22 protein-coding genes are annotated in these 23790 nt (G+C 63.4%); 4 read left to right on the forward strand and 18 right to left on the reverse strand.

Annotated features, from left to right (window positions below; all coding sequences use genetic code 11):
- Nucleotides 1-74 precede the first annotated feature (74 nt).
- Nucleotides 75-638 carry a DUF6436 domain-containing protein gene (locus tag HMPREF3173_RS04930; RefSeq protein ID WP_070571759.1) on the forward strand — a complete coding sequence of 188 codons (564 nt, stop codon included), beginning with the start codon at nucleotides 75-77 and terminating at the stop codon, nucleotides 636-638.
- Here HMPREF3173_RS04930 and HMPREF3173_RS04935 read toward each other — a convergent pair.
- The gene (locus HMPREF3173_RS04935) at nucleotides 617-1183 is read right to left on the reverse strand and encodes a sugar O-acetyltransferase (RefSeq protein ID WP_070571760.1); all 567 of its coding nucleotides are present in this window, start codon (nucleotides 1181-1183) and stop codon (nucleotides 617-619) included. The two genes, HMPREF3173_RS04930 and HMPREF3173_RS04935, sit on opposite strands and share 22 nt — an antisense overlap.
- An 87-nt stretch (nucleotides 1184-1270) precedes the next feature.
- Between HMPREF3173_RS04935 and HMPREF3173_RS04940 the strand changes: the two genes are divergently transcribed.
- Both HMPREF3173_RS04940 and HMPREF3173_RS04945 read left to right on the forward strand, forming a co-directional pair.
- Nucleotides 1271-3634, forward strand: a complete 2364-nt coding sequence (locus tag HMPREF3173_RS04940) for a penicillin acylase family protein (RefSeq protein WP_070571761.1) — start codon at nucleotides 1271-1273, stop codon at nucleotides 3632-3634.
- Nucleotides 3635-3675: 41 nt separating this feature from the next.
- Nucleotides 3676-4494, forward strand: a complete 819-nt coding sequence (locus tag HMPREF3173_RS04945; protein ID WP_070571762.1) for an alpha/beta fold hydrolase — start codon at nucleotides 3676-3678, stop codon at nucleotides 4492-4494.
- A 343-nt stretch (nucleotides 4495-4837) separates the two neighbouring features.
- On the opposite strand, the gene HMPREF3173_RS04950 is transcribed toward HMPREF3173_RS04945, so the two are convergent.
- The 14 genes from HMPREF3173_RS04950 to HMPREF3173_RS05015 form a co-directional block, all read right to left on the reverse strand.
- Nucleotides 4838-5623, reverse strand: a complete 786-nt coding sequence (locus tag HMPREF3173_RS04950; protein WP_070571763.1) for a MetQ/NlpA family ABC transporter substrate-binding protein — start codon at nucleotides 5621-5623, stop codon at nucleotides 4838-4840.
- A gap of 195 nt (nucleotides 5624-5818) precedes the next feature.
- On the reverse strand, nucleotides 5819-6754 hold the full coding sequence (locus HMPREF3173_RS04955; protein WP_070571764.1) for a sigma 54-interacting transcriptional regulator: 936 nt from the start codon (nucleotides 6752-6754) through the stop codon (nucleotides 5819-5821).
- Nucleotides 6755-6817: 63 nt separating this feature from the next.
- Nucleotides 6818-7399 carry an alpha/beta hydrolase gene (locus tag HMPREF3173_RS04960; RefSeq protein ID WP_070571765.1) on the reverse strand — a complete coding sequence of 194 codons (582 nt, stop codon included), beginning with the start codon at nucleotides 7397-7399 and terminating at the stop codon, nucleotides 6818-6820.
- Between the two features lie 229 nt (nucleotides 7400-7628).
- Nucleotides 7629-8030, reverse strand: coding sequence for an ExbD/TolR family protein (locus tag HMPREF3173_RS04965; RefSeq protein ID WP_070571766.1), 402 nt, complete (start codon nucleotides 8028-8030; stop codon nucleotides 7629-7631).
- 1 nt (nucleotide 8031) lies between these two features.
- The gene (locus tag HMPREF3173_RS04970; protein ID WP_070571767.1) at nucleotides 8032-8754 is read right to left on the reverse strand and encodes a MotA/TolQ/ExbB proton channel family protein; all 723 of its coding nucleotides are present in this window, start codon (nucleotides 8752-8754) and stop codon (nucleotides 8032-8034) included.
- A gap of 35 nt (nucleotides 8755-8789) precedes the next feature.
- Nucleotides 8790-9584, reverse strand: coding sequence for an energy transducer TonB (locus HMPREF3173_RS04975; protein ID WP_070571768.1), 795 nt, complete (start codon nucleotides 9582-9584; stop codon nucleotides 8790-8792).
- A gap of 368 nt (nucleotides 9585-9952) precedes the next feature.
- Nucleotides 9953-10942, reverse strand: a complete 990-nt coding sequence (locus HMPREF3173_RS04980) for a sulfate/molybdate ABC transporter ATP-binding protein (protein WP_070571769.1) — start codon at nucleotides 10940-10942, stop codon at nucleotides 9953-9955.
- A gap of 3 nt (nucleotides 10943-10945) precedes the next feature.
- Complete coding sequence (cysW, locus tag HMPREF3173_RS04985; RefSeq protein WP_070571770.1) at nucleotides 10946-11818, reverse strand: sulfate ABC transporter permease subunit CysW; 873 nt, start codon at nucleotides 11816-11818, stop codon at nucleotides 10946-10948.
- A 13-nt stretch (nucleotides 11819-11831) separates the two neighbouring features.
- Nucleotides 11832-12650, reverse strand: coding sequence for a sulfate ABC transporter permease subunit CysT (cysT, locus tag HMPREF3173_RS04990; protein WP_070571771.1), 819 nt, complete (start codon nucleotides 12648-12650; stop codon nucleotides 11832-11834).
- Between the two features lie 113 nt (nucleotides 12651-12763).
- Nucleotides 12764-13771: a sulfate ABC transporter substrate-binding protein gene (locus tag HMPREF3173_RS04995; RefSeq protein WP_043211519.1), complete on the reverse strand. Its 1008-nt coding sequence runs from the start codon at nucleotides 13769-13771 to the stop codon at nucleotides 12764-12766.
- A gap of 49 nt (nucleotides 13772-13820) precedes the next feature.
- Nucleotides 13821-14003 carry a sulfur starvation response protein OscA gene (oscA, locus tag HMPREF3173_RS05000; RefSeq protein WP_043211521.1) on the reverse strand — a complete coding sequence of 61 codons (183 nt, stop codon included), beginning with the start codon at nucleotides 14001-14003 and terminating at the stop codon, nucleotides 13821-13823.
- A gap of 198 nt (nucleotides 14004-14201) precedes the next feature.
- Complete coding sequence (locus tag HMPREF3173_RS05005; RefSeq protein ID WP_070571772.1) at nucleotides 14202-17255, reverse strand: efflux RND transporter permease subunit; 3054 nt, start codon at nucleotides 17253-17255, stop codon at nucleotides 14202-14204.
- Nucleotides 17252-18319, reverse strand: coding sequence for an efflux RND transporter periplasmic adaptor subunit (locus tag HMPREF3173_RS05010; protein WP_070571773.1), 1068 nt, complete (start codon nucleotides 18317-18319; stop codon nucleotides 17252-17254). Before HMPREF3173_RS05010 ends, HMPREF3173_RS05005 begins: the two co-directional genes overlap by 4 nt.
- On the reverse strand, nucleotides 18316-19404 hold the full coding sequence (locus tag HMPREF3173_RS05015) for an efflux RND transporter periplasmic adaptor subunit (RefSeq protein ID WP_070571774.1): 1089 nt from the start codon (nucleotides 19402-19404) through the stop codon (nucleotides 18316-18318). Before HMPREF3173_RS05015 ends, HMPREF3173_RS05010 begins: the two co-directional genes overlap by 4 nt.
- Before the next feature lie 147 nt (nucleotides 19405-19551).
- On the opposite strand from HMPREF3173_RS05015, the gene HMPREF3173_RS05020 reads away from it, so the two are divergent.
- On the forward strand, nucleotides 19552-20712 hold the full coding sequence (locus tag HMPREF3173_RS05020) for an AAA family ATPase (RefSeq protein WP_070571775.1): 1161 nt from the start codon (nucleotides 19552-19554) through the stop codon (nucleotides 20710-20712).
- 118 nt (nucleotides 20713-20830) lie between these two features.
- Here HMPREF3173_RS05020 and HMPREF3173_RS05025 read toward each other — a convergent pair whose 3' ends face one another.
- The 3 genes from HMPREF3173_RS05025 to potA are packed head-to-tail and all read right to left on the reverse strand — an operon-like array spanning nucleotide 20831 to nucleotide 23780.
- Nucleotides 20831-21724, reverse strand: a complete 894-nt coding sequence (locus HMPREF3173_RS05025; RefSeq protein WP_070571776.1) for an ABC transporter permease subunit — start codon at nucleotides 21722-21724, stop codon at nucleotides 20831-20833.
- Nucleotides 21721-22641: an ABC transporter permease subunit gene (locus tag HMPREF3173_RS05030; protein ID WP_070571777.1), complete on the reverse strand. Its 921-nt coding sequence runs from the start codon at nucleotides 22639-22641 to the stop codon at nucleotides 21721-21723. The genes HMPREF3173_RS05025 and HMPREF3173_RS05030 overlap by 4 nt, the downstream gene beginning before the upstream one ends.
- The gene (gene potA, locus HMPREF3173_RS05035; protein ID WP_043211532.1) at nucleotides 22638-23780 is read right to left on the reverse strand and encodes a polyamine ABC transporter ATP-binding protein; all 1143 of its coding nucleotides are present in this window, start codon (nucleotides 23778-23780) and stop codon (nucleotides 22638-22640) included. The genes HMPREF3173_RS05030 and potA overlap by 4 nt, the downstream gene beginning before the upstream one ends.
- Between the last annotated feature and the right edge of the window lie 10 nt (nucleotides 23781-23790).

Genomic DNA, 23790 nt, shown 5'->3' on the forward strand with positions numbered 1-23790 from the left:
TGGCAAGCTAGACCCTTCGCCAGAACAGACCGCTCCCACAGGGTTTTCGCTGCCCCACGTCCTGCGGACACACCATGCCCACCCGAAAATCCCTGCTGACCGCCTTCGCATTGCTGCTCTGCGCTGCCGTCCTCTGGTGGGCGTACGCCAGTTTCCAGGCGCGTTACCTGCGCACGTTCGACGACCAGACAACGCTGTTCGAGGGCAGCCAGTTGCAGTTGCCCGCCGAGCTGGCCGGCCCAGGCCCGATCCGGGTGGTGCATTTCTGGGACCCGGCCTGCCCCTGCAACGTCGGCAACCAGCAGCACCTGGGCGAGCTGATCGAACATTTCGCACCTCAAGGCGTGCGCTTTCATGTGGTGCAAAAGCCCGGTAGCCAAGGCCAGTTGCCTGGCAACCTGGCGGCGCTCCAACCCTTGGCCGCGCTGCCCGGCAGCGAGCACCTGCCGGCGTCTCCCGCCGTGGCCATCTGGGACCGCGAAGGCCGCCTGGCCTACTTCGGCCCTTATAGCGAGGGCGCCGTGTGCAATGCCAGCAACAGCTTCATCGAGCCGGTCCTCAAGGCGCTGGTCGAAGGCCGCAAGGTCAACGCGTCCAACACCCTGGCCCAGGGCTGCTACTGCCCTTGGGGCGGCTGACGCACCCGCGCGGGGTTGCCCACCACGATCGCCCCGGCCGGCACGTCACGGGTGACCACGCTGCCGGCGCCCACCACGGCGTTGTCGCCGATATTCACGCCCGGCAGGATGATCGCCCCGCCACCGATCCACACGTTGTTGCCAATGCGCACCGGCCGGCCGCTCTCCAGCCCGCTGCGGCGCACCTCGGGGTCCAGCGGATGGTCAGCGGTGTAGATCTGCACCGCAGGGCCGATCTGGCAGTCCTCGCCGATATGGACCGGCAACACATCGAGGATCACGCAATTGAAATTCATGAAGGTGTTGGCACCCACGCTGATGTTGTAGCCGTAGTCGCAATAAAATGGCGGACGAATCACTGCGCCTGGGCCGGCATGGCCGAAGTGCTCGACCAACAGCGCGTGGCGGGCGTCGTTGAGCAGCTCGACACTGCTGTTGTAGCGGTGCATCCAGTGCTTGTTGGCGATCTGCTCGGCTTGCAGTTCAGGGCAGCCGGCATGGTAAAGCTGGCCAGTCAGCATTTTCTGTTTTTCGCTGAGGGACATGGAGACTCCTTCCAGGGGACTATGCTCAGTTCGCGAATCCGTCGATGATCGGACCACACTTTTAGCTCGAATGCACAAGGAGTCTTGATGAAGCGCAGCCTGACCCTGCTGGCAGTGGCGATTGTCGCTGCCGTGGGCGCCGGTTACTGGTACGTGGAAGGCAAGCAGCCACAGCGCGAGGGCCAGGTGAGTGTTGCCGGCCTTGAGGCGCCGGTCAGCGTACGCTACGACGCTCGCGGCGTTCCTCACCTGCAGGCGCAGAACGAGTCTGACCTGTACCGAGCCCTGGGCTATGTGCATGCCCAGGATCGGCTGTTCCAGATGGAGATCCTGCGGCGCCTGGCCCGTGGAGAACTGGCCGAAGTGCTGGGCGCCGACCTGATCCCCACCGACACCCTGTTTCGCAGCCTGCGTATCCGCGAACAGGCCACACGCATGGCCCAGCGCCAGGACAAGCAGTCGCCGGCCTGGCAGGCGTTGCAGGCCTACCTGAACGGGGTCAACCAATGGCAGGCCAGCCACCCCAAGCCCATGGAGTTCGACCTGCTGGGCATCAACCCACGCCCCTTCACCGCCGAGGACACGCTCAGCATCGCCGGCTACCTGGCATACAGTTTCGCCGCCGCCTTTCGCACCGAGCCTGCGCTGACCTACATCCGCGATCAGCTCGGCCCCCAGTACCTGGAAATCTTCGATCTCGACTGGCAACCGGACGGCGCCCTGGCCGCGCCCCTGGCTGCCGCGGACTGGCGCAGCCTGGAGCAGTTGGCACGCTTGAGTCACGAGGCCTTGGGCGAGGCCGGCATACCCCAGTTCGAAGGCAGCAATGCCTGGGCAGTGTCCGGCACCCGCACGCGCAGCGGCCGCCCATTGCTGGCCGGCGATCCGCACATTGGCTTTGCCGTCCCGGCAGTGTGGTACGAGGCCGAACTGTCGGCACCGGGGTTCAACTTGTATGGCTACTTCCAGGCGCTCAACCCCTTCGCCCTGCTCGGTCACAACCTCGACTTCGGCTGGAGCCTGACCATGTTCCAGAACGACGACGTAGACCTGATCGCCGAGCAGGTCAACCCGAACGACCCCGAACAGGTCAGGGTCGATGGCAGGTGGCAGCCGCTGGAAAAAGTCGAGCAGCAGATCGCTGTCAAAGGCCAGGCCCCCGCGTCTATCACCCTACGTCGCTCGCCCCACGGCCCGATCGTCAACGATGTGATCGGCGCCACCGCCGGGCCTAGGCCGATTGCCATGTGGTGGGCATTCCTGGAAACCGACAACCCCTTGCTCGATGGCTTCTATCAGGTGAACCGCGCCGATACCCTGGGCAAGATGCGCGACGCGGCAGCGAAGATCCATGCCCCCGGCCTGAATCTTGTCTGGGCCAATGCCCGTGGCGACATCGGTTGGTGGGCAGCAGCGCAATTGCCGGTGCGCCCAGAGGGGGTCAATCCGTCGTTCATTCTCGATGGCAGCACGTCCCAGGCCGACAAACCCGGCTTCTACCCGTTCAGCGTGAACCCGCAGCAAGAGAACCCTGCCAGCGGCTACATCGTCTCGGCCAACTTCCAGCCTCCGGCCGTCGTGCCGGTCCCAGGCTACTACAACCTGCCCGACCGCGGTCGCCAGCTCGACCGACACCTGGCCGCGCCAGGCATCCAGTGGGACACCCAAAACACCCAAGCTTTGCAGCTCGATACCGCCACCGACTACGGCCCACGCACCGTGGCACCGCTGCTGGGCACTTTGCGCGCCATCGCTCAGGGCGAGCAGGAGAAGGAACTGGTGGAACAATTGGCCGCCTGGCGGGGCGACTACCCGCTGGATTCGACCAGTGCGACCCTGTTCAACCAGTTCCTGTATGAACTGGCCTTCGCGGCCCTGCACGACGAACTGGGAGATACCTGGTTCCCAGTCCTGATCAACACCCGCGTCATCGATGCAGCCCTGCCGCGCCTGGCGGCCGATCCCGAGTCGCCTTGGTGGGCGCTACGCGGCGCCAGCGAACATACCGACCGCACCGCCATCGTCAAGCTGGCCTGGCAACGCAGCCTCGCTCACCTGCGCGAGACGTTCGGCAAGGACCCGGCCCGCTGGCAGTGGGGCAAAGCCCACACCCTGACCCACAACCACCCGCTGGGAGTGAAGAAGCCGCTGAACCTGCTGTTCAACGTTGGCCCCTTCGCCGCACCCGGTACCCATGAGGTGCCCAACAACCTCTCGGCGAAGATCGGTCCGGCGCCCTGGGCAGTCAACTACGGCCCCTCAACCCGGCGCCTGATCGATTTCGCAGACCCCGGCGCGGCCCTGACCATCAACCCGGTAGGCCAGAGCGGTGTGCTGTTCGACCCGCACTATGGCGACCAAGCCGAGGATTACATCAATGGGCGTTATCAACGGGCGCAGATGGGCGTGATTCCAGCGCAAAGCACCCTGCGACTGCTGCCGGTACAGTGACGGCCCAAGCCATGACCTTCAACCCGCTCCCGAGGATCCCGATGCACAAGCACTTCATTGAAATCGACGGCGCCCGCATGAGCTATGTCGACCAGGGCCAAGGTTTCCCTGTACTGCTGGGCCACAGCTACCTGTGGTCGGCGGCCATGTGGCAGCCGCAGATCGAGGCGCTGTCGAAACACTTCCGGGTGATCGTGCCCGAGCTTTGGGGCCACGGCGACTCCGCAGCGCTACCGTCCACCACTACCGACATGAGCGCGCTGGCGCGCCAGCACCTGGCATTGCTCGATGCCCTGGATATCCCGAAATGCCATCTGGTCGGCCTGTCGGTCGGCGGCATGTGGGGCGCACAACTGGCCATCGAGCACCCCCAGCGCATCGACCGCCTGGTGTTGATGGACACCTACCTGGGCGCCGAGCCGGACGCCACCCGCCTGAAATACTTTGGCCTGCTCGATGCCGCGAGCGCAGCGGGCGGGTTCAGCGATGCCTTGCTCGACATCGTCGTACCGATCTTCTTCCATGCTGGCGGCCAGACGGTGCCAGAGATCCGTGAGCAGTTTCGCGCCCAGCTCAAGGCCAGCAGCGCCCAGGCGATCCGGGAAAGCCTCGAGCCGATGGGCCGAGTGATTTTCGGCCGGCCAGACCTGCTGGCGCGGCTGGGCGAATTGCCAGGCGAACGTACTATCGTGCTGTATGGCGACCAGGACATTCCCCGGCCACCGGCAGAGTCCAACGAAATGGCCCGCTTGATCGGCTGCCTGGCGGCGCAGATTCCGTTCGCGGGGCACATCTCGAGTCTCGAGAGCCCGCAGGTGGTGAATGAGTTTCTGTTGAACTGGTTGCCGCGCAATAGCTGAAATCCCGGAGGCTGCCATGCAGCCCCACCCGCTCCCACAGGTACGGCGACATTCTTCGGCTTGGCGCTGTGCCCTTGAGGGCAAGGTCTGCGATCGGTCGCAACGCGTACCCTTCGTCGGCGGGCGCGGAAATTTCGTCCTGACCTGGGATCTTTCCTGTCGATGGCCTCTCAAAGGGCACTCAGACAGCCTTCAGGACTCCCCCAATGAACAGCGCCTGCCCACCCATTTCGAACGAGCAACTTCAATGGCTCCTGGCCTTGCGTCGGGCGCTGGCCAAATCGGGGGCATGAACGAAAACGCCGACGCAAATGCGTCGGCGTTTTTCTTTCAGGCGTGAAGATCAGAACGCCGGCAGCACCGCACCGCTGTACTTCTTGGCGATGAATTCCTTCACCTGCGGGCTGGTCAGGGCTTTGGCCAGTTTCTGGATGGCCTCGCTGTCCTTGTTGTCCGGGCGGGCAACCAGGAAGTTCACGTACGGCGAGTCGCTGCCTTCGATTACCAGGGCGTCCTTGGCCGGGTTCAGACCGGCTTCCAGGGCGTAGTTGGTGTTGATCATGTCCAGGTCGACCTGATCGAGCACGCGCGGCAGCATGGCCGATTCCAGCTCGCGGAACTTCAGGTTTTTCGGGTTCTCGGCGATGTCCTTGGGCGTGGCCAGGGCATTCTTCGGATCTTTCAGGGTGATCAGACCTGCCTTTTGCAGCAGGATCAGCGCACGGCCGCTGTTGCTGCCTTCGTTGGGGATGGCGACAGTGGCACCGTCCTTGAGCTCAGCCAGGCTCTTGACCTTCTTGGAGTAGCCACCGAACGGCTCGACGTGTACGCCGATCACGGTTTCCAGGTGAGTACCCTTGCCTTCGTTGAAGTTCTTCAGGTACGGCAGGGTCTGGAAGTAGTTGGCATCCAGACGCTTCTGGTCGACCTGCACGTTAGGCTGGACGTAGTCGGTGAAGACCTTGATCTGCAGGTCCACGCCTTCCTTGGCCAGGGCTGGCTTGATCAGTTCGAGGATCTCGGCGTGGGGTACGGGGGTAGCAGCCACGACCAGCTTCTCGGCGGCGTTGGCGAAACCGGCCAGCGACAGGGCAGCGGCCAGGGCAGTGGTCAGCAGAGTTTTTTTCATGGTGATCCTTGTTATCAAGCTGGAGCCATTGATGATGGCGAAGTCGGTGCCCACCCTTTGAATGGGGGCGTGAAGCGGACGATACCGGGAATTTTTATTCCTTAACAATATCTTTTGCTTAGCCACTTATAACCAAAACAAATTGCCATTACCGCGTTTACTTCTGACCAACGGTGCCCCGCTCTAGCGCAGGGTTTAGCCCAGGCTGGCCAAGGTCGAAGCCAGCAATTGGCGCAGCGCCGATTTCGTTTGCAACTCCTGGCTCTGGCCCAGTTGCGCAAGTTGGCGCGCCAGGCTGGCCAGCGGCGTGGTGTCGGGCAGGTCCAGGTGCTGCGGGAGGATTTCCCCGGCCTCGCTCACCAACAGGGCAAAGTGGATGACGTTTTCCAGCTCGCGGGTATTGCCGGGCCAGGCATGGGCCTCAAGGGCCTGCTGGGCGGCTTCGCTGATCAGCGGCACCGGAACGCCCAGGCGTAGGCTGTAGATTCCGATGAAGTATTCGGCCAGCGGCAGGATATCTCCCACCCGCTCGCGTAGCGCCGGCAATTCCAGCTGGCCTTCGCGCAGGTAGAGGTAGAGTCGCTCGTTGAAGCGCCCGGCACGCACGGCCTGGGCCAGGTCGATACTGGACGCCGCCACCAAGCGGACATCCACCGGCTGCGGCCGCTGGGCGCCGACGCGGGTGACTTCGCGGTTCTCCAGCGCCGCCAGAAGCTTGCCCTGGATCGCCAGCGGCAGGGCGGCGATCTCGTCCAAGTACAGGGTGCCGCCATTGGCCGAGCCGAACCAGCCCGCCCGGCCGCTGGCGGTTCCCCCCAGGGTGCCGGCGCTGTAGCCGAACAACTCGGCATCGGCGTAGGTCGGGCTGATCGCCGCGCAGCTCACCGAGACGAACAACCCACTACGGTCACTGGCACGATGGACCTGTCGGGCCAGCAGCTCCTTGCCGGTACCGGTCTCGCCGCGGATCAGCACTGGCACCGGTTGCGGTGCCAGGCGCTCCAGGGCATCGCGCAGCTGTTGCGAACGAGGGTCGATGAACACCAGCGCCTTGGCGCGGATGCTCAATGGGCTTTTGTCTTGCTCGGGGAAGGTCAGCAAAGGCTGACCGAAAGTGTTGTGAAGGGTCATGACGCGCTCCCGCCCGAGGCCGTTGCCGGCCGGGCGTCTTGGTGTACGTGAACGGTTCGCGGATCAGGCGCGGCGCAAGGCCCGCTGTTCGATACGGCCTTGCAGGCGATAGAGGTAGGCGAAGCCTTGCTCCCAGCGCTCATGGCCGGACTTGACGTTGATATGCCCGGCATTGGCCAGCAGCCCCGCCTCGGCACCCCAGGCCCGTGCCAGGTGCAATGCACGCGGCACACTGACGGCCGGGTCGTTGTCCGAGCTGACCACCTGACTCGGAAATGGCAGCGGCTGCAGCGGGATCGGTGCGAAATTGCGCAGTGCGGGCGAGCAGGTGGGCCGCTCGACATCCGCCGGAGCCACCAGCAATGCGCCGCGCACTTGGCGCAGCAAGGCTGGGCGGGCCTGGGCGGCCCAATGAGCGACGGTGATGCAGCCCAGACTATGGGCGATCAGGATCACCGGCGAGCGTTCGGCGGCGATCGCCTGTTCCAGCGCCTGGACCCAGTCGCGTCGCTGAGGCGTGAGCCAGTCGCGCTGCTCGACCCGGACGCTGTTGGGCAGACTACGCTGCCAGTGACTTTGCCAATGGTTGTCTGGCGATCCTTGCCAGCCCGGCACAATCAGGTAACGGATCGACTCATTGCGCATGGGGACGCCTCCTGGAAGTTTGCGTGCTTGGGACAGTATTGAGGAGTCGGTTATACCAGTAAAGGAATAAGGCGCTATTTATTAATAGCTTTAAGTTTTAAGCGACGCGCTTCAGTCGCTAACTCGTGCCCTCTTGCCGCACGAAGCTCAAAACGTACAGCCCAAAAAAAGGGCCATCCCCTGCCAAGGAAAATGGCCCTGAAGCACTTGCCTGAAGAGGGTTTGCCGGTCAGCGTGCGGTGATCACCGCCAACTTGCTGATCCCGGCACGTTCGATGGCAGCCATGGCCCGCGCCACTTCGCCGTAATTGACGCCATCGTCGGCCTGCAGCTGGACGCGCAGCTCGGCGTCCTTGGCCTTGGCGTCCTTGAGGTTGGTTTCCAGCAGATCGGGCTGGATCTCGTCCTTGTTGATGAACAGCTTGCCGCTGCCATCGATGCTCACCACCAGCGGGTCCTTCTGCTCGACCGGGGCCACCGCCTCGGTCTTGGGCAGGTTAATGGGGATGGCGTTGGTCAGCAGCGGTGCGGTGACGATGAACACCACCAACAGCACCAGCATGACGTCCACCAAGGGCGTGACGTTGATGTCACTGAGGACTTCGTCGCTGTCCTGGGTCGAGAAGGCCATATCAGGAGGCCTCCTTCACCGGTTGGGTGAATCCGGCCTGAGCCTTGTGCACCGCAGGGTGTACCAGTACGCGGAAGGCACTCTTCTGCGCCAGGCTGTAGAAGTCATGGGCGAAATCGTCGAGGTCGGCGGCGGTCAGCTTGAGACGGCGCAGGAAGTAGTTGTAGACCAGCACCGCAGGCACCGCGACGGCGATACCGACACCGGTGGCCACCAGCGCCGCGCCGATCGGCCCGGCCACGGTTTCAAGGCTCGCCGAACCTGCCGCGCTGATGCCCTTGAGCGCTTCCATGATGCCCCACACGGTGCCGAACAGGCCGATGAAAGGCGAGGTGCTGCCGATGCTGGCGACCACTGCCAGGCCCGTTTCCAGGGAGCGACGTTCACGCACGATCTGCTGACGCAGCGCGCGCTCTAGACGGTCCTGATGATTGATGGCATGGCTCAGGTCATTGGCCTGGCCCGGCTCCCCGACGGCAATCGCTGCGTAGCCTTCCTGGGCCACCCGGGCGGCGGGGCCGGGCAGATCGTGGCTGGGCTGGGCTGCCGCATCGAGGCTCGAGGCCGCCCAGAACTGCTCATGGAAGCGCCGATCCTGATGCTTCAGGCGCACGAACTGCACGACCTTGACCAAGGCCAACGCCCAGGTGGCCACGGAAAAACCAACCAGCAGCCAGATGACGGCGCTTTCAACGGATTCGAGTGGGGATGCCAACAGGCTCATGATGAAGTCTTCCTTTGTACGTCGATGGGCGCGAATTAACGAAGCTTGAAATCGATCGGCACGCTGACCCAGCCAACCTGGGCCACCTTGCCCTGCTTGGCCGGCACGAAGCTCCAGCGCGTCACTGCGGCGAGGGCCGCGTCATCCAGCACCTGGCGACCGCTGCTCTTCTGGATCTGGATCTGCCCAGGCTTGCCGTTGGCGAGCACCTCGACACGCAGCAGCACCGAACCCTCCCAGCCCCGGCGATGGGCCATTTGTGGGTACTGCGGCGCGGGGTTCTTCAAATAGGCAGCGCTGGCCGAAGGTGGCGTAACCGGCGCCGGTGCCGGCGGAGCTACCGGCGCGGGGGCCGCCACCGGTGGAGCGGGCGGCGCCTCGACGGGCTTGGGCTGCGGCTTGGCCACTGGTTTGGGCGCAGGTTTCGGCTTGGGCTTGGGTATCGGTTTTGGCGCAGGCTTGGCCGCCAGCTCGTCCACCACAGGGGGTGGCGGCTCGACCACAGGCGGCGCTGGAGCCGGTGGAGGGGGGTCGACCACAGGCGTTGCGGGCGCGGCGAACTCGATGGTCATCGGCGGAATCTGTGGTGGAACCACGGGCAATACTGGTGTCGGCGCCTGGCTGATCCAGTAGGCCGCAGCGCCATGCAGGGCCAACACCAGCAGCCCTAGTGCCAGCGTGTCGCGACGCTTGAGGCCACTGACAGGCGTGCGTTGCAGGCGCAGTTGGCCCAATGGCAGGCGAAGCGTTCGTCCAAGCTCGACCAGGTCGCCCGATGCCGGACGCCATGGCTGGTCGTAGGCCCTGACGGCCGAATGGACATTACCCATCGATAGAACTCCCTGGGGGCGTGATTCATGACTGAATCATCGGGCGCGAAGGCTTATCCCAGAAAGTAATATTTAAAATTAAAAATAGATCTTTTTTGAATATGAAGAACCTACGGTTGCGCCCAGGCCGCGTCGTTCAAGGGCTGCAGCAGTGCACCGAAAAAACGATGCCTGCCCGGCATATGAAATATAGCGACAAGGCATGGCCCTGGCGCACAGGTGGGGTTGCACACCCTCTGTGGAAGCGGGTTAGCCCGCGACTACGCCCGCCTCTTCACCACGCATCCGCGGGCAAAAACCGCTCCCACAGATTCCTGCAGCCCAAAAAAACCCGGGACGATGCCCGGGTTATCGGTGTGCACGATGGATCAGATGTCCGTTACCTTCTGCCAGACCTTCGGCCGGAAGAACAACGTCTCCCCCCGCGCCAGCCCCGACAGGCTGTCGTGGTCCTTGACCACTTCCGCCTCGATCAACTCGCTCTGCCCTGGCACCTTCAAGGTGACACGCGTGGTCGCCCCCAATGGGCGGATGTCGCGCACTTCGGCGGCCTGGTGGCCTTCGGTCTCATGGCGCGACAGCGACACTTCGTGCGGACGGAACAGCACATGCTGGCCCTCGCTCAGACTCAGGCGGTTGGAGTCGCCCAGGAAGTGATAGACGAAGTCGTTGGCAGGGTGTTCATACACCTCGCCCGGCGAACCGATCTGCTCGATCACACCCTTATTCATCACCACGATGCGGTCTGCCACTTCCATGGCTTCTTCCTGGTCGTGGGTGACGAATACCGAGGTCAGGTTGATGTCCTCGTGCAGGCGCGCCAACCAACGGCGCAGCTCCTTGCGTACCTTGGCGTCCAGCGCACCGAAGGGCTCATCGAGCAGCAGCACCTTGGGCTCCACCGCCAGGGCACGGGCCAGGGCGATACGCTGGCGCTGACCGCCGGAGAGCTGCTCAGGGTAGCGGTCGGACAACCAGTCCAGTTGCACCATGTTCAGCAGCTCGTGCACTTTCTCGGCGATCTTGCTCTCGCTCGGGCGTTCACCCTTGGGCTTCATGCGCAGGCCGAAGGCGACGTTATCGAACACGCTCATGTGGCGGAACAACGCGTAGTGCTGGAACACGAAACCGACGTTGCGATCACGCACGTCATGGCCGGACACGTCCTCGCCATGGAACACGATATTGCCCTGGTCGGGCGTTTCCAGGCCGGCGATGATGCGCAGCAGGGTGGTCTTGCCGCAGCCGGACGGGCCCAGCAGAGCCACCAGCTCACCGCTGTTGATATCCAGGTTGATGTTGTCCAGGGCCTGGAAGGCGTTGAAGCGCTTGCTGACGTTACGAACTTCGATCGACATGAATCATTCCTCCGCGGCGCTGTGGCGCAGGCGGTTAATACGGTTCTCGCTCCACTGCTTGAGCAGCAGGATGAAGAGCGCCAGGATCAGCAGCAGGCTGGCCACGCTGAAGGCCGCGACATGGTTGTACTCGTTGTAGAGGATCTCCACGTGCAGCGGCAAGGTGTTGGTGACGCCGCGGATATGCCCGGACACCACCGACACGGCGCCGAACTCACCCATGGCCCGCGCGGTGCACAGCACCACGCCGTAGATCAGGCCCCATTTGATGTTCGGCAGCGTCACGTGCCAGAACATCTGCCAGCCGTTGGCGCCGAGCAGGCGCGCGGCCTCCTCCTCCTGCGTGCCCTGTTCCTGCATCAGCGGGATCAGCTCTCGGGCCACGAAAGGCACAGTCACGAAGATGGTCGCCAGCACGATGCCCGGCAGGGCGAACACGATCTGGATGTCGTGGTCCTGCAGCCAGGGGCCGAACAGGCCCTGGGCACCGAACATCAACACATAGACCAGACCGGCGATCACCGGCGAAACCGAGAACGGCAGGTCGATAAGGGTCACCAGCAGGCTCTTGCCGCGGAAGGTGTACTTGCTCACGCACCAGGCGGCGCTGACGCCGAACACCAGGTTCAGCGGCACCGAGATGACCACCGCGAACAGGGTGAGCTTCAGCGCCGACAGGGCGTCGGGCTCGAAGATGGCCTCGAAGAACGTGCCAAAGCCATTCTTCAGGGCCTGGGACACGACGATGAACAGCGGCAGCAGCAGGAACAGCGCGAACACCAGCCAGGCCAGGGCAATCAGCACACGCCTTGAGGTAGCACTGCCACGGCGGGCGGCGTTGGCGGCGGCCGCTGCGCCAAGGGATGACGAAGACATTACCGGGCCTCCTTCAAGGGGTTTCGATGCGCCGCTGCAACAGGTTGATCAGCAGCAGCAGGATGAAGGAAACCGCCAGCATCAGCACGCCAATGGCGGTGGCACCGGTGTAATCGTACTGGTCGAGCTTGACCATGATCAGCAACGGCAAGATCTCGGTCTTCATCGGCATGTTGCCGGCGATGAAGATCACCGAACCATACTCGCCTACGCCCCGGGCGAACGCCAGGGCGAAGCCGGTCAGCCAGGCCGGCAGCAACGCCGGGGCCAGCACGTGGCGGAACACCTGCAGCGGCTTGGCCCCCAGGCAGGCAGCGGCCTCTTCGACTTCACGCGGAATATCGGCCAGCACCGGCTGCACCGTGCGCACCACGAACGGCAGGGTGACGAAGGTCAGCGCCAGGGTAATGCCCAGTGGGGTGTAGGCGATCTTGAAGCCCAGGTCGGTCGCGAACTGCCCAACCCAGCCGGCCGGCGCATACAAGGCGGTCAAGGCGATACCCGCCACAGCGGTGGGCAAAGCGAACGGCAGGTCGATCATCGCATCGATGATCTTGCGACCGGGAAAGCTGTAGCGCACCAGCACCCAGGCCAGCAGGGTGCCGATCACACCATTGATGAGGGCGGCGAACAGGGCGGTGCCGAAGCTCAGCTTGAGCGCGGCCAGAACCCGCGGCGCGCTGACGATACTCCAGAACTGTTCCCAGGTGAGCTGCGCGGCATGCACGAACATGGCGGCCAGCGGTATGAGCACAATCAGGCTGAGATACACCAAGGTGTAGCCCAGTGTCAGCCCGAAGCCGGGTATGACGGGGGAAATACGACGTGACATAAAGTTCCCTGGTTGAACGCACGAAGCCCGGGCGTGATCCCGGGCTGGTGCAGGCTACTGAAGGGTGTTGCTTTTCGGGGCCTCACCGCGGCCCCGCAAGTTTTCATGACCGATCACTGTGCCTGATAAATCTGATCGAACACACCACCATCGTTAAAGAACTTGGGCTGTGCAGTTTTCCAGCCACCGAAGTCCTTGTCGATGGTCACCAGCTCCAGTTTCGGGAACTGCTTGCCGAACTCGGCAGCGACTTTTTCGTCACGCGGGCGGTAGAAGTTCTCGGCGGCAATCTTCTGGCCGGCCGGGCTGTACAGGTGCTTGAGGTACTCGGTGGCGATCTCGGTGTTGCCTTTCTTCTCGGCGTTCTTGTCGACCACGGCTACCGGTGGCTCGGCGAGGATCGACAGGGACGGCACGACGATCTCGAACTTGTCGCTGCCGCCGTCTTCCTTCAGGGCCAGGAACGCTTCGTTCTCCCACGCCAGCAGCACATCGCCCTGGCCGTTGTTGACGAAGGTGATGGTCGAGCCACGGGCGCCGGTATCGAGCACCGGCACGTGCTTGAACAGCTCTTGCACGTACGCCTTGGCTTTGTCTTCGCTGCCGCCGGTCTTCAGGCCATAGGCCCAGGCGGCGAGGAAGTTCCAGCGGGCGCCGCCGGAGGTCTTGGGATTGGGGGTGATGACCGAGACGTCCTTCTTGATCAGGTCGCCCCAGTCCTTGATGCCCTTGGGGTTACCCTTGCGCACCAGGAACACGATGGTGGACGTGTAGGGCGTGCTGGCCTCAGGCAGGCGTTTCTGCCAGTCCTGCGGCAGGCTCTTGCCGAGCTTGGCCACTTCATCGATGTCGCCGGCCAGGGCTAGGGTCACCACGTCCGCGCGCAGGCCATCGATCACCGCGCGGGCCTGCTTGCCCGAGCCGCCATGGGATTGCTGGATCTTCACCTTGTCGCCGGGATGAGCGGCCTGCCAGTGCTTGATGAACTCGGCGTTGTACTGCTGGTACAGCTCGCGTGTCGGGTCGTAGGACACGTTCAGCAGTTCGTAGTCCTTGGCGATCGCGGAACCGGCAAAAACGGCACTGGCCAGAGCGGCAAGCGCATAACGGCGGATGGACATGGTGAAGCTCCCGATTGGCATTTTTCTAGTTTGTTAGAGGGGGGCGGTATCAGCCGGACTTGTTGCCTGGCTGCTGGAGGCGGAATTTTTCCTTGCGCTCGATCTGCACGACTTGGGCGTTGTGCACGGTGATCTCCACCGCACCGAAGCGCAGATCGCGTAGCGCGCTCTGGATTTCACGCAGAATGGTGGTTTCGTCCTGACCGTCGATGCTACGCACAGATGCACTCATGCTCGTTCTCCTTGGGTATGAAGTGCCGGGCAGAGGAAGGTGATTGCGCCTGGCTTGAGGGCAATCTTAGAGACGTGTATTTATTCTGAAAAATACTGTTTAAGAATTTTTATATAACTAAAATTCCGAGCCGATTTCGAAGGTGGCAACGGGTCTGTGGGAGCGGGTTTACCCGCTCCCACAGACCCGTTGCGTGCCCTAACGTTGTGTCTGCGGCTCGCGGATCTTGTACCAGGCCACGTAGAGCGCCGGCAGGAACAAAAGCGTCAGCAGCGTTGCACTGATGATGCCGCCGATCATCGCGTAGGCCATCGGCCCCCAGAACACTTCCCGAGCGATCGGGATCATGCCAAGGCTCGCCGCCGCCGCGGTCAGCAGGATCGGTCGGCGGCGGTGGTTGGTCGCCTCCACGACGGCATCCCAGGGCGAGAGCCCTTGCGCCTCGAATTCGTCGATCTGGGTCACCAGGATCACCGAGTTGCGGATGATGATGCCGGCCAGGGCCAGGATACCGAGAATGGCCACGAAGCCCATGGGCGTGCCGGTGGGCACCAGCGCCAGCACCACGCCGATCAGCCCCAGTGGCGCCACGCTGACCACCAGGAACAGCTTCTGCACGCTGTGCAGCTGGATCATCAGGAAGGTCGCCATGAGGAACAGCATCAGCGGAATGACCTTGCGGATCGGCCCTTGGGCTTTGGCGCTTTCTTCCACCGTACCGCCGGTGGCCACTTCATAGCCGACCGGCAGCTTGTCGATGAACTGGTCGATTTCAGGCTTGAGCTGGGCCACCAGGTCGGTGGGCTGGATGTCGCCGTTGACCGAGGCCTTGATGGTGATGGTTGGCTTGCGGTCGCGGCGCCATACCAGGGGCTGTTCCAGCTCGTAGCGCACGGTGGCGAAGGCCAGCAGCGGGATAGAGGTGCCGTTGGGGGTGAGGATCTGCAGGTTCTGCAGAGTATCGGGCGAGCCACGCTCGCTGTCTTCGGCACGGGCGACCACGTTGATCAGGTAGATGTTGTCGTTGACCTGGGTGATCGGCGTGCCGCTGACGATGCTGTTCATCACGTTGGCCACGTCCTCGGACGACAGCCCCAACTGGCGCGCCTTGTCCTGGGCGATCTCCACGCGCAGCACCTTACCGGGCTCGTTCCAGTCGTAGATCATCTCGCCGATGTGCTCGTTGGCGTCGAGCAGGGTGGCAAGCTCGATTGCATGCTTGCGCACCTGGTCGATGTCCTTGCCACTGACCCGGTACTGGATCGGACGTCCCACCGGCGGGCCCATTTCCAGCGACTGGACGTTGGTACCGATACCCACGAACTCTTCGCGCAGGATCTTCTCCAGACGCTTCATCATGCCCTGGCGCTCTTCGAAGCCCTTGCTGACGATCACCAGCTGCGCGTAGTAGGGGTTCTGCAATTGCGCATCCAGCGGCAGGTAGAAGCGAATCGCCCCCTGGCCGATGTAGGTGCTCCAGCGCACCAGGTCCGGGTCGTCCTTGATCCTGGCCTCGAACCGGTCGACGACCTTGCGGGTCTCCTCGATCGAGGCGTTCTGGGGCAAGTTCAGGTCGACCAGGATCTCGGGGCGGTCGGACGAGGGAAAGAACTGGTTCTGCACGAAGCGCTCGCAGATCAGCGCCAGGACAAACAGCAGCACCGTGCCGATGATGGTCAGCCAGCGATGACGCATGCACCACAGCAGGCTGTGCTCGAACGCTCGCCCCACCCGGCCGGGTTCGGCCTCGTGGGCCTTGAGCTTGCTGCTGCTCAGGATATGCACGCCCAGCACAGGCGCGAAGAACACCGCCACCACCCACGACACCAGCAACGCCACCGCGATCACGGCAAACAAAGTGTAGGTGTATTCACCCGCGGAGCTGGCGTTGAGCCCGATCGGCACGAAGCCAGCCACGGTCACCAGCGTGCCGGTGAGCATGGGGAAGGCCGTGGAGGTGTAGGCGAATGTTGCCGCCTGCTCCTTGCTTTCGCCCATCTCCAGCCGCGTAACCATGACCTCCACCGTGATCATCGCATCATCCACCAACAGGCCCAGGGCGATGATCAGCGCTCCGAGGGAGATCCGCTGCATGGTGATGCCGCTGTACTCCATGAACACGAACACCATGGCCAGCACCAACGGGATCGAGCACGCCACCACCAGACCTGCGCGCACGCCCAGGCTGACGAAGCTCACCCCCAGCACGATCACCACCGCCTCGAACAGCGCACTGGTGAAGCCGCCTACCGCCTGCTTGACCACCACGGCCTGGTCGGACACGGTGTGCACGCCCACGCCCACCGGCAGGTCGGCGACGACGCTGTCCATCTTCTTCTTCAGCGCAGCGCCAAACACCTGGATGTTGCCACCGGCCTTCATGCCGATCGCAAGGCCGATGGCCGTCTGGCCGTTGTAACGGAACATTGGCGAAGGTGGATCGACATAGCCACGTTCGATATCGGCGATATCCGCGAGGCGGAAGAAGCGGTCGTTGATCCGCAGATTGACGGTCTGCAGGTCCTTTTCCGAGGCGAATTGCCCGGTCGTACGCACCGAGATGCGCTCGGGGCCCGCTTCGATCACGCCCGCCGGGGTGACTGCGTTCTGCGATTGCAAAGCCTGCATCACCTGGCGCTGGTCGATGCCCAGGGCCGCCAGTTTGCGGGTGGAGAAATTCAGGTAGAGCACTTCGTCCTGGGTGCCGATCAGCTCGATCTTGCCGATGTTGGGCACATCGCGCACTTCGGCCCGCGCCACTTCCACGTAGTCGCGCAGCTGGCGCAAGGTCAGGCCATCGGCGGTGAAGGCGTAGATGGAACCGAACACATCGCCGAATTCGTCGTTGAAGGCAGGCCCCTGGATGCCCGAGGGGAACTGGCCGCGGATATCCTGGATCTTCTTGCGCACCTGGTACCAGATTTCCGGGATGTCCTTGGCCTTGGTGGTGTCGCGCAGGTAGACGTAGACCGTGGACTCGCCAGGGCGGGTATAGCTCTTGGTGTAATCGAGCGAGTCGAGCTCCTCGAGCTTCTTCTCGATCCGGTCGGTCACCTGGTACAGCGTCTCGTCTTGGGTCGCCCCTGGCCAGCGGGTCTGGATCACCATGGTCTTGATGGTGAAGGACGGGTCTTCCTCACGCCCCAGGTTGAAGTACGAAAAGATCCCCATCAGCAGTCCGACAAACATCAGGTACCAAACGAACGATTGATGCCGGAGAGCCCATTCGGACAGGTTGAAGCTTCCTTTCATTGCGCATCCTCGTCGAATGTGACCTTCTGGCCCGGCTTGAGGCTGTTCACGCCGGCTGTGACCACCCGCTCGCCTGGCTGAACGCCGGATGTCAGGACGATACTGTCCTGCGTGCGCTCGATCAGGGCGACGTCACGGATGGCCACGGTCTTCTGTTTCGGGTCGATCACCCACACCTGGGTCTTGCCGTCGCGTTCGAGCAAGGCGCTCAGCGGCAACTGGCTGCGCGGCGAAACCGCGGAGCTCAGGGTGACGCTGATGGCAGTGCCCAGGTGGAAGGCGGCCGGCGTGCTGGCCAGGGTCAGCCGCGCACGACGGGTACGCGTCGTGGCATCGGCCTGGGGCTCCAGCTCGCGCAAGGTAGCGGTGGTGTTGATGGTGGGGTCCAGTTGCGAGGCGACGGAGAACGTCAGGCCTTTGTTCAGTTGCTCGGCCAGACCGATCGGCAGGTCGATCACCGCTTCCTTGACGTCCGGTCGGGCCAGGGTGACCACGGCCTGCCCGGCCGTCACGGTCTGCCCGGCCTCGGCCTGCCAGGCGGTGATGACGGCGGCGTGGTCGCTGCGCAGCGTGCTGTAGTCGAGCTGGTCACGGGCCTGGCTCACTGCCGAACGGGCTTGTTCGAGCGCAGCGCCGGTGGTCTTGAGGTTGGTCTGGGCGATGTCCAGTTGCGCCTGGGCGCCGACGCCTCGATCAAACAGTTGCTGTTGCCGCCGTGCGTCAGCCTGGGCGTTGATCCACTGCGCTTGCACCTTGGCCAGGTCGCCTTCGGCAGCGCGCAGCTGGTTCTGCTGATCGGTCGGATCGAGGGTGGCCAACGTATCGCCAGGCTTTACCTGGGCACCGACGTCCAGCCAGCGTCGGGCGATACGCCCGGACACACGAAACCCCAGCGTGCTTTCGAAGCGGGCCTGGATGCTGCCCGCAAAGCGCCCCAACTGCGACTGCACCTGGGGTTCGACGGTCATCGACAGCACCGGCCGGATCGGCTCGGGGGCTTGCTCCTCGCTGGAGCAGGCGGCCAGCAGCAGGCCGGCCGGCAACACAAGCAGCACGCGCTTCATGGCGCCCCTCCCCCGTCCTTGGCATCGATCTTGTGCACCTGCATGTTCGGGTGCAGCAATTGCCCACCACTGACCACGACGGTTTCACCACTCTTCAGGCCGCTGGCGACCACGATCTTGCCGGTCAGGTAACGTGTGACCTCGATCTTGCGCAATTCGACCTTGTCCCCTTCGCCCACCACCCAGACCGCCGGCTCGTGCAACGCCTTGGTCAAGGCTGACCAGGGCAGTTCGACACTCGGCCGTCCCTGGGCATTGGTGGTGGCGGTGACCGGCGCTCCCAGCTGCATACCGGGAGGTACGTTGCGCAAACCCACCTTGACCTGCACCGTGCCACTTTGCGCGGAGACGGTCGGCGTGATTTCCCGGACAAACCCTTGCGCCTGGATCTTCGGATCGTCCAGCAGACTGACAATGACGCCTGCATCGCTCGGCGGCGCCACCAGCAGGGACTCATACACGTTGAACACTGCATCGCGGTCGCCATCGCGGGCGAGGCTGAAGATCGGCATGGTCGCCTGCACCACCTGGCCGACTTCGGCCTGACGCTCGGTGATGACCCCGTCGGCCTCTGACACCAGCGCGGTATAACTCAACTGCTCCTGGGCATCGGCCAACTGCGCTTGGGCAGCCTTGAGCGCACTCTGGTCACTGCGCAGCGACGCCTGGGCGGAGTCGTACTCACTCTGGCTGGTATAGCCCTTGGGCAGCAGCTTTTGCTGACGCACGAAGGCCGCGCTGGTCTGGGTGACCCGCGCCTGGGCAGCGAACACTTCGGCTTTGGCCGAATCGACGTTGTTCTGCAGATCCTTGGGGTCCAGGCGCGCCAACACTTGGTTGGCCTTGACGTGATCGCCTACATCCACGCTCCGGGAAATGATCTTGCCGCCGACCCTGAACGACAGGTCGGTCTGCACCCGCGCCTGGACATCGCCGGTCAGGGTCACCCTGGCGGCAAAATCGGTAGGTTTGACCTGGATTACACCCACCCTGGGGAGTTCAGCTTTCGACTCTTCCTTGCTACAGCCCGACAGCATGGACAGCAGCCCCAGGCAAACGACCATCAGCGGACGCGCTAACGTCATGCAGGCTCCTTGCTTGTGCCAATTGGATTGAGGGACGCGAGTGAAAGCGTAGATCAGGCACGGACAACTGGCACTGACTCAGATCCATCAAAACTTCTGCACGCAGAATCGGGGATACTGCCGCTTCACAGGACAAGGAAAAGGCCCATGCTCAACACCCTGGCCATTGCCAACTACCGCTCGATCAACCAGTTGGTCATCCCCCTGGGCCGGTTGAACGTGATCACCGGCGCCAATGGCAGCGGCAAGTCCAACCTCTACAAAGCCCTGCGCCTGCTGGCCGAGACGGCCCGTGGCGGGGTGGTCAACGCCCTGGCCGCCGAGGGCGGCCTGGAGTCGACGTTCTGGGCCGGCCCCGAGACGATCAGCCGGCGCATGCGCCAGGGCGACGTGCCCGTGCAGGGTGGGCCGCGTCAACATGTCAAACGTCTGCGCCTGGGGTTTGCCGACGAGGATTTCGGTTATGCCATCAGCCTCGGATTGCCCGAGCCGAGCCGGTCGAAGTTCGCCCTCGACCCGCAGATCAAGCACGAGGCGATCTGGGCTGGCCCGGTGTGCCGCCCTGCCAGTCTGCTGGTTGAGCGTAGCGCGGCCATGGTCAAGGCACGCCAGACGCGCCAGTGGCAGGTGCGCAACCCGCACATGACCGAATTCGACAGCCTGTTCGACCACGTCGGCAGCCTGCAGGATTCGCCGGAAGTCCTGCGCCTGCGCGAACGCATCCGCAGCTGGCGCTTCTACGATCACTTTCGCACCGACGCCGAGGCACCGGCACGCCAGCCACGCCTGGGCACCCGCACCCCCGTGCTGCACCACGATGGCCGCGACCTGGCCGCTGCCTTGCAGACCATCGATGAGATCGGTGACTTCGACGCCTTGCAGCAGGCCATCGGCGACGCTTTCCCTGGGGCTCATCTGAAAGTCGATGCGCAGCCTGGGGGCTTGTTCAGCCTGCGTTTTCACCAAGCCGGGCTGCTGCGCCCGTTGAGCGCCGCTGAACTGTCCGACGGCACCTTGCGCTATCTGCTGCTGGTGGCCGCCCTGCTGACGCCCAGGCCGCCGAGCATGATGGTGCTCAACGAGCCGGAAACCAGCTTGCACCCGGACCTGCTACCGGCCTTGGCGCGTTTGATCCGCCACGCTGCGCAGCATTGCCAGGTGTGGGTGGTCTCCCATGCTCCGCGCCTGGTGGCGGCGCTGGAAGAAGACGAAGCCTGTCACTCGATCCGCCTGGAAAAAGATCTCGGGCAGACGTTGATGGCTGGGCAGGGGATGCTCGATGAACCGGCCTGGAACTGGCCGGATTGAGCCTGGGGATGCGTCGCAGCCCTCGCGCGGCCCCGATGCGCTCCTGCAGGTACCGCATGCGATACCTGCAGGAGCTCGCGGAGCCTGCGAAGGGCCGCAAAGCGGCCCCCAGGGTGGATCAGACCGACGCGGTGGCCTGAACCGGACGCTTGGCCTGCGGCTGCGAAACGTTCGCCGCGGCGCCCTCTTCGATGGCTTGCTGGATAGCCTTGCGACGACGCTCTTCGGCCTGGCGGCTGAAGTACCACACCAGGAAGGTCACCAGCGACACCGACAGCAGGATCAGGCTGGCCACGGCGTTGATCTCCGGCTTCACGCCAAGGCGCACGGCGGAGAACACTTCCATCGGCAAAGTGGTCGAGCCTGGACCGGACACGAAGCTGGCCAGTACCAGGTCATCCAGCGACAGGGCGAAGGACATCATGCCGCCCGCCGCCAGCGATGGCGCAATCATCGGGATGGTGATCAGGAAGAACACCTTCCACGGCTTGGCGCCCAGGTCCATGGCAGCCTCTTCGATGGATAGGTCCAGCTCACGCAGGCGCGCCGACACCACCACCGCCACATAGGCTGCGCAGAAAGTGGTGTGAGCGATCCAGATGGTGACAATGCCACGCTCCTGCGGCCAGCCGATCATCTGCGCCATGGCCACGAACAGCAGCAGCAGCGACAGACCGGTGATCACCTCAGGCATCACCAAAGGCGCTGTTACCAGGCCACCGAACAGGGTACGGCCCTTGAAACGGGTCACCCGGGTCAGCACGAAGGCGGCCAGGGTACCCAGGGCCACGGCGGCGATCGCGGTGTAGCAGGCGATCTCCAGCGAGCGCATCACCGAGCCCATCAACTGACTGTTGTCCAGCAGGCCGACGTACCACTTCACCGACCAGCCGCCCCAGACTGTCACCAGCTTGGAGGCGTTGAACGAGTAGATCACCAGGATCAGCATCGGCAGGTAGATGAACAGCAAGCCGAGCACCAGCATCAGCTTGGAGAAACCGAAGCGCTTCATGCTCTGCCCTCCATTTCTTTGGCCTGGCTGCGGTTGAACAGCAGGATGGGCACGATCAGGATCGCCAGCATCACCACCGCCAGGGCGGATGCCACCGGCCAGTCACGGTTGTTGAAGAACTCCTGCCACAGCACCTTGCCGATCATCAGGGTTTCCGGGCCGCCGAGCAGTTCAGGAATCACGAACTCGCCCACCACCGGGATGAACACCAGCATGCAGCCGGCGATGATGCCGTTCTTTGACAGCGGCACAGTGATCTTCCAGAAGCTGTTGAAGGTGCTCGAACCCAGGTCGCTTGCGGCCTCGAGCAGGCTCGGGTCGTGCTTGACCAGGTTCGCGTACAACGGAAGGATCATGAACGGCAGGTACGAATAGACCACGCCGATGTACACCGCCAGGTTGGTGTTGAGGATCTGCAGCGGCTGGTCGATCAAGCCGATCCACAGCAGGAAGCTGTTGAGCAGGCCGTTGTTGCTGAGGATGCCCATCCAGGCATAGACGCGGATCAGGATCGCGGTCCAGGTCGGCATCATGATCAGCAGCAGCAGGACCGTCTGGGTTTCCTTGCGGGCATTGGCGATGGCGTAGGCCATCGGGTAGCCGATCAGCAGGCACAGAAGGGTGCTGAAGAAGGCCATCTTCAGCGAGCCCAGGTAGGCCGAGATGTACAGTTCATCCTCGGTCAACAGGCCGTAGTTGGCCAGGTTGAGCACCAGCTGGATCTTGTCCTCGACGTAGCTGTAGATCTCCGTGTAGGGCGGGATCGCCACGTCGGCTTCAGCGAAGCTGATCTTCAGGACGATGAAGAACGGCAGCATGAAGAACAGGAACAGCCAGATGAACGGCACGCCGATCACCAGATGGCGGCCCTCCGGTTTGACCTTGTTGAATGCTCGCTTGAGCTTGCGAATGTTCATGAGCGCAGTACCACGCCGCTGTCGTCTTCCCACCAGACGTACACTTCATCGCCCCAGGTCGGGCGGGTGCCCTGGCGCTCGGCGTTGGCGACGAAGGACTGGACCACTTTCCCGCTCGGCAGCTCCACGTAGAACACCGAATGACCACCCAGGTAGGCGATGTCATGGACCTTGCCACGCGACCAGTTGTACTGGCAGGTCGGCTGCTCGGAGGTCACCAGGAGTTTTTCCGGACGCAGGGCATAAGTGATGTGCTTGTCTTCGACCGAGGTGGTGACACCGTGGCCCACGTAGATATTGCGTTCGAGCTCAGGGCTTGCGATCAGCGCATGGCCTTCGGCGTCGTCGACCACTTCACCCTCGAATAGGTTGACGTTACCGATGAACTCGCAGACCAGGCGGCTGGTCGGGGTCTCGTACACATCCACCGGGCTGCCGATCTGGGCGATCCAGCCCAGGTGCATGATGGCGATGCGTTGGGCCATGGTCATGGCCTCTTCCTGGTCGTGGGTCACCATCACGCAGGTCACGCCGACCCGCTCGATGATTTCGACCAGCTCCAGCTGCATTTGCGAGCGTAGTTTCTTGTCCAGGGCGCCCATCGGTTCGTCCAGCAGCAGCAGCTTCGGACGCTTGGCCAACGAACGGGCCAGGGCCACACGCTGGCGCTGGCCGCCGGAAAGCTGGTGCGGCTTGCGCTTGGCGTACTGGGTCATGTGGACCAGCTTGAGCATCTCGGCCACGCGGGCGTCGATCTCGGCCTTAGGCATCTTGTCCTGCTGCAGGCCGAAGGCGATGTTCTGCGCCACGGTCATGTGCGGGAACAGCGCGTAGGACTGGAACATCATGTTGATCGGCCGCTCATAGGGCGGCATGTCGGTGATGTCGACGCCATCGAGGAAGATCCGCCCTTCGGTCGGACGCTCGAAGCCGGCAAGCATACGCAGCAAGGTGGACTTGCCGGAGCCGGAGCCACCCAGCAGGGCGAAGATCTCACCCTTGCGGATTTCCAGGGACACATCGTCCACGGCTACCGTTTCGTCGAACTTTTTTGTGACCCGGTCGATTTTGACCAGCACCTGCTTGGGTTGCTGGCCACCCTCGAGGGCTTTTTTATAGGCACCGGAGGCAACTGCCATGAGTGAAACT

This window comes from Pseudomonas sp. HMSC08G10 (assembly GCF_001808425.1).
GTDB classification, from domain to species: domain Bacteria; phylum Pseudomonadota; class Gammaproteobacteria; order Pseudomonadales; family Pseudomonadaceae; genus Aquipseudomonas; species Aquipseudomonas guariconensis.

What these genes read in the sequence shown, in the direction of transcription:
- HMPREF3173_RS05010 (WP_070571773.1), bottom strand. Translation starts at nt 18,319, where the DNA reads ATGAAGCGCGTGCTGCTTGTGTTGCCGGCCGGCCTGCTGCTGGCCGCC.
- cysW (WP_070571770.1), bottom strand. Translation starts at nt 11,818, where the DNA reads ATGTCTTCGTCATCCCTTGGCGCAGCGGCCGCCGCCAACGCCGCCCGC.
- HMPREF3173_RS04940 (WP_070571761.1), top strand. Translation starts at nt 1,271, where the DNA reads ATGAAGCGCAGCCTGACCCTGCTGGCAGTGGCGATTGTCGCTGCCGTG.
- HMPREF3173_RS04965 (WP_070571766.1), bottom strand. Translation starts at nt 8,030, where the DNA reads ATGGCCTTCTCGACCCAGGACAGCGACGAAGTCCTCAGTGACATCAAC.
- HMPREF3173_RS04980 (WP_070571769.1), bottom strand. Translation starts at nt 10,942, where the DNA reads ATGTCGATCGAAGTTCGTAACGTCAGCAAGCGCTTCAACGCCTTCCAG.
- cysT (WP_070571771.1), bottom strand. Translation starts at nt 12,650, where the DNA reads ATGTCACGTCGTATTTCCCCCGTCATACCCGGCTTCGGGCTGACACTG.
- oscA (WP_043211521.1), bottom strand. Translation starts at nt 14,003, where the DNA reads ATGAGTGCATCTGTGCGTAGCATCGACGGTCAGGACGAAACCACCATT.
- HMPREF3173_RS05020 (WP_070571775.1), top strand. Translation starts at nt 19,552, where the DNA reads ATGCTCAACACCCTGGCCATTGCCAACTACCGCTCGATCAACCAGTTG.
- HMPREF3173_RS05005 (WP_070571772.1), bottom strand. Translation starts at nt 17,255, where the DNA reads ATGAAAGGAAGCTTCAACCTGTCCGAATGGGCTCTCCGGCATCAATCG.
- HMPREF3173_RS04975 (WP_070571768.1), bottom strand. Translation starts at nt 9,584, where the DNA reads ATGGGTAATGTCCATTCGGCCGTCAGGGCCTACGACCAGCCATGGCGT.
- HMPREF3173_RS05030 (WP_070571777.1), bottom strand. Translation starts at nt 22,641, where the DNA reads ATGAACATTCGCAAGCTCAAGCGAGCATTCAACAAGGTCAAACCGGAG.
- HMPREF3173_RS04955 (WP_070571764.1), bottom strand. Translation starts at nt 6,754, where the DNA reads ATGACCCTTCACAACACTTTCGGTCAGCCTTTGCTGACCTTCCCCGAG.
- HMPREF3173_RS05015 (WP_070571774.1), bottom strand. Translation starts at nt 19,404, where the DNA reads ATGACGTTAGCGCGTCCGCTGATGGTCGTTTGCCTGGGGCTGCTGTCC.
- HMPREF3173_RS04945 (WP_070571762.1), top strand. Translation starts at nt 3,676, where the DNA reads ATGCACAAGCACTTCATTGAAATCGACGGCGCCCGCATGAGCTATGTC.
- HMPREF3173_RS04970 (WP_070571767.1), bottom strand. Translation starts at nt 8,754, where the DNA reads ATGAGCCTGTTGGCATCCCCACTCGAATCCGTTGAAAGCGCCGTCATC.
- potA (WP_043211532.1), bottom strand. Translation starts at nt 23,780, where the DNA reads ATGGCAGTTGCCTCCGGTGCCTATAAAAAAGCCCTCGAGGGTGGCCAG.
- HMPREF3173_RS04960 (WP_070571765.1), bottom strand. Translation starts at nt 7,399, where the DNA reads ATGCGCAATGAGTCGATCCGTTACCTGATTGTGCCGGGCTGGCAAGGA.
- HMPREF3173_RS04950 (WP_070571763.1), bottom strand. Translation starts at nt 5,623, where the DNA reads ATGAAAAAAACTCTGCTGACCACTGCCCTGGCCGCTGCCCTGTCGCTG.
- HMPREF3173_RS04930 (WP_070571759.1), top strand. Translation starts at nt 75, where the DNA reads ATGCCCACCCGAAAATCCCTGCTGACCGCCTTCGCATTGCTGCTCTGC.
- HMPREF3173_RS04935 (WP_070571760.1), bottom strand. Translation starts at nt 1,183, where the DNA reads ATGTCCCTCAGCGAAAAACAGAAAATGCTGACTGGCCAGCTTTACCAT.
- HMPREF3173_RS04995 (WP_043211519.1), bottom strand. Translation starts at nt 13,771, where the DNA reads ATGTCCATCCGCCGTTATGCGCTTGCCGCTCTGGCCAGTGCCGTTTTT.
- HMPREF3173_RS05025 (WP_070571776.1), bottom strand. Translation starts at nt 21,724, where the DNA reads ATGAAGCGCTTCGGTTTCTCCAAGCTGATGCTGGTGCTCGGCTTGCTG.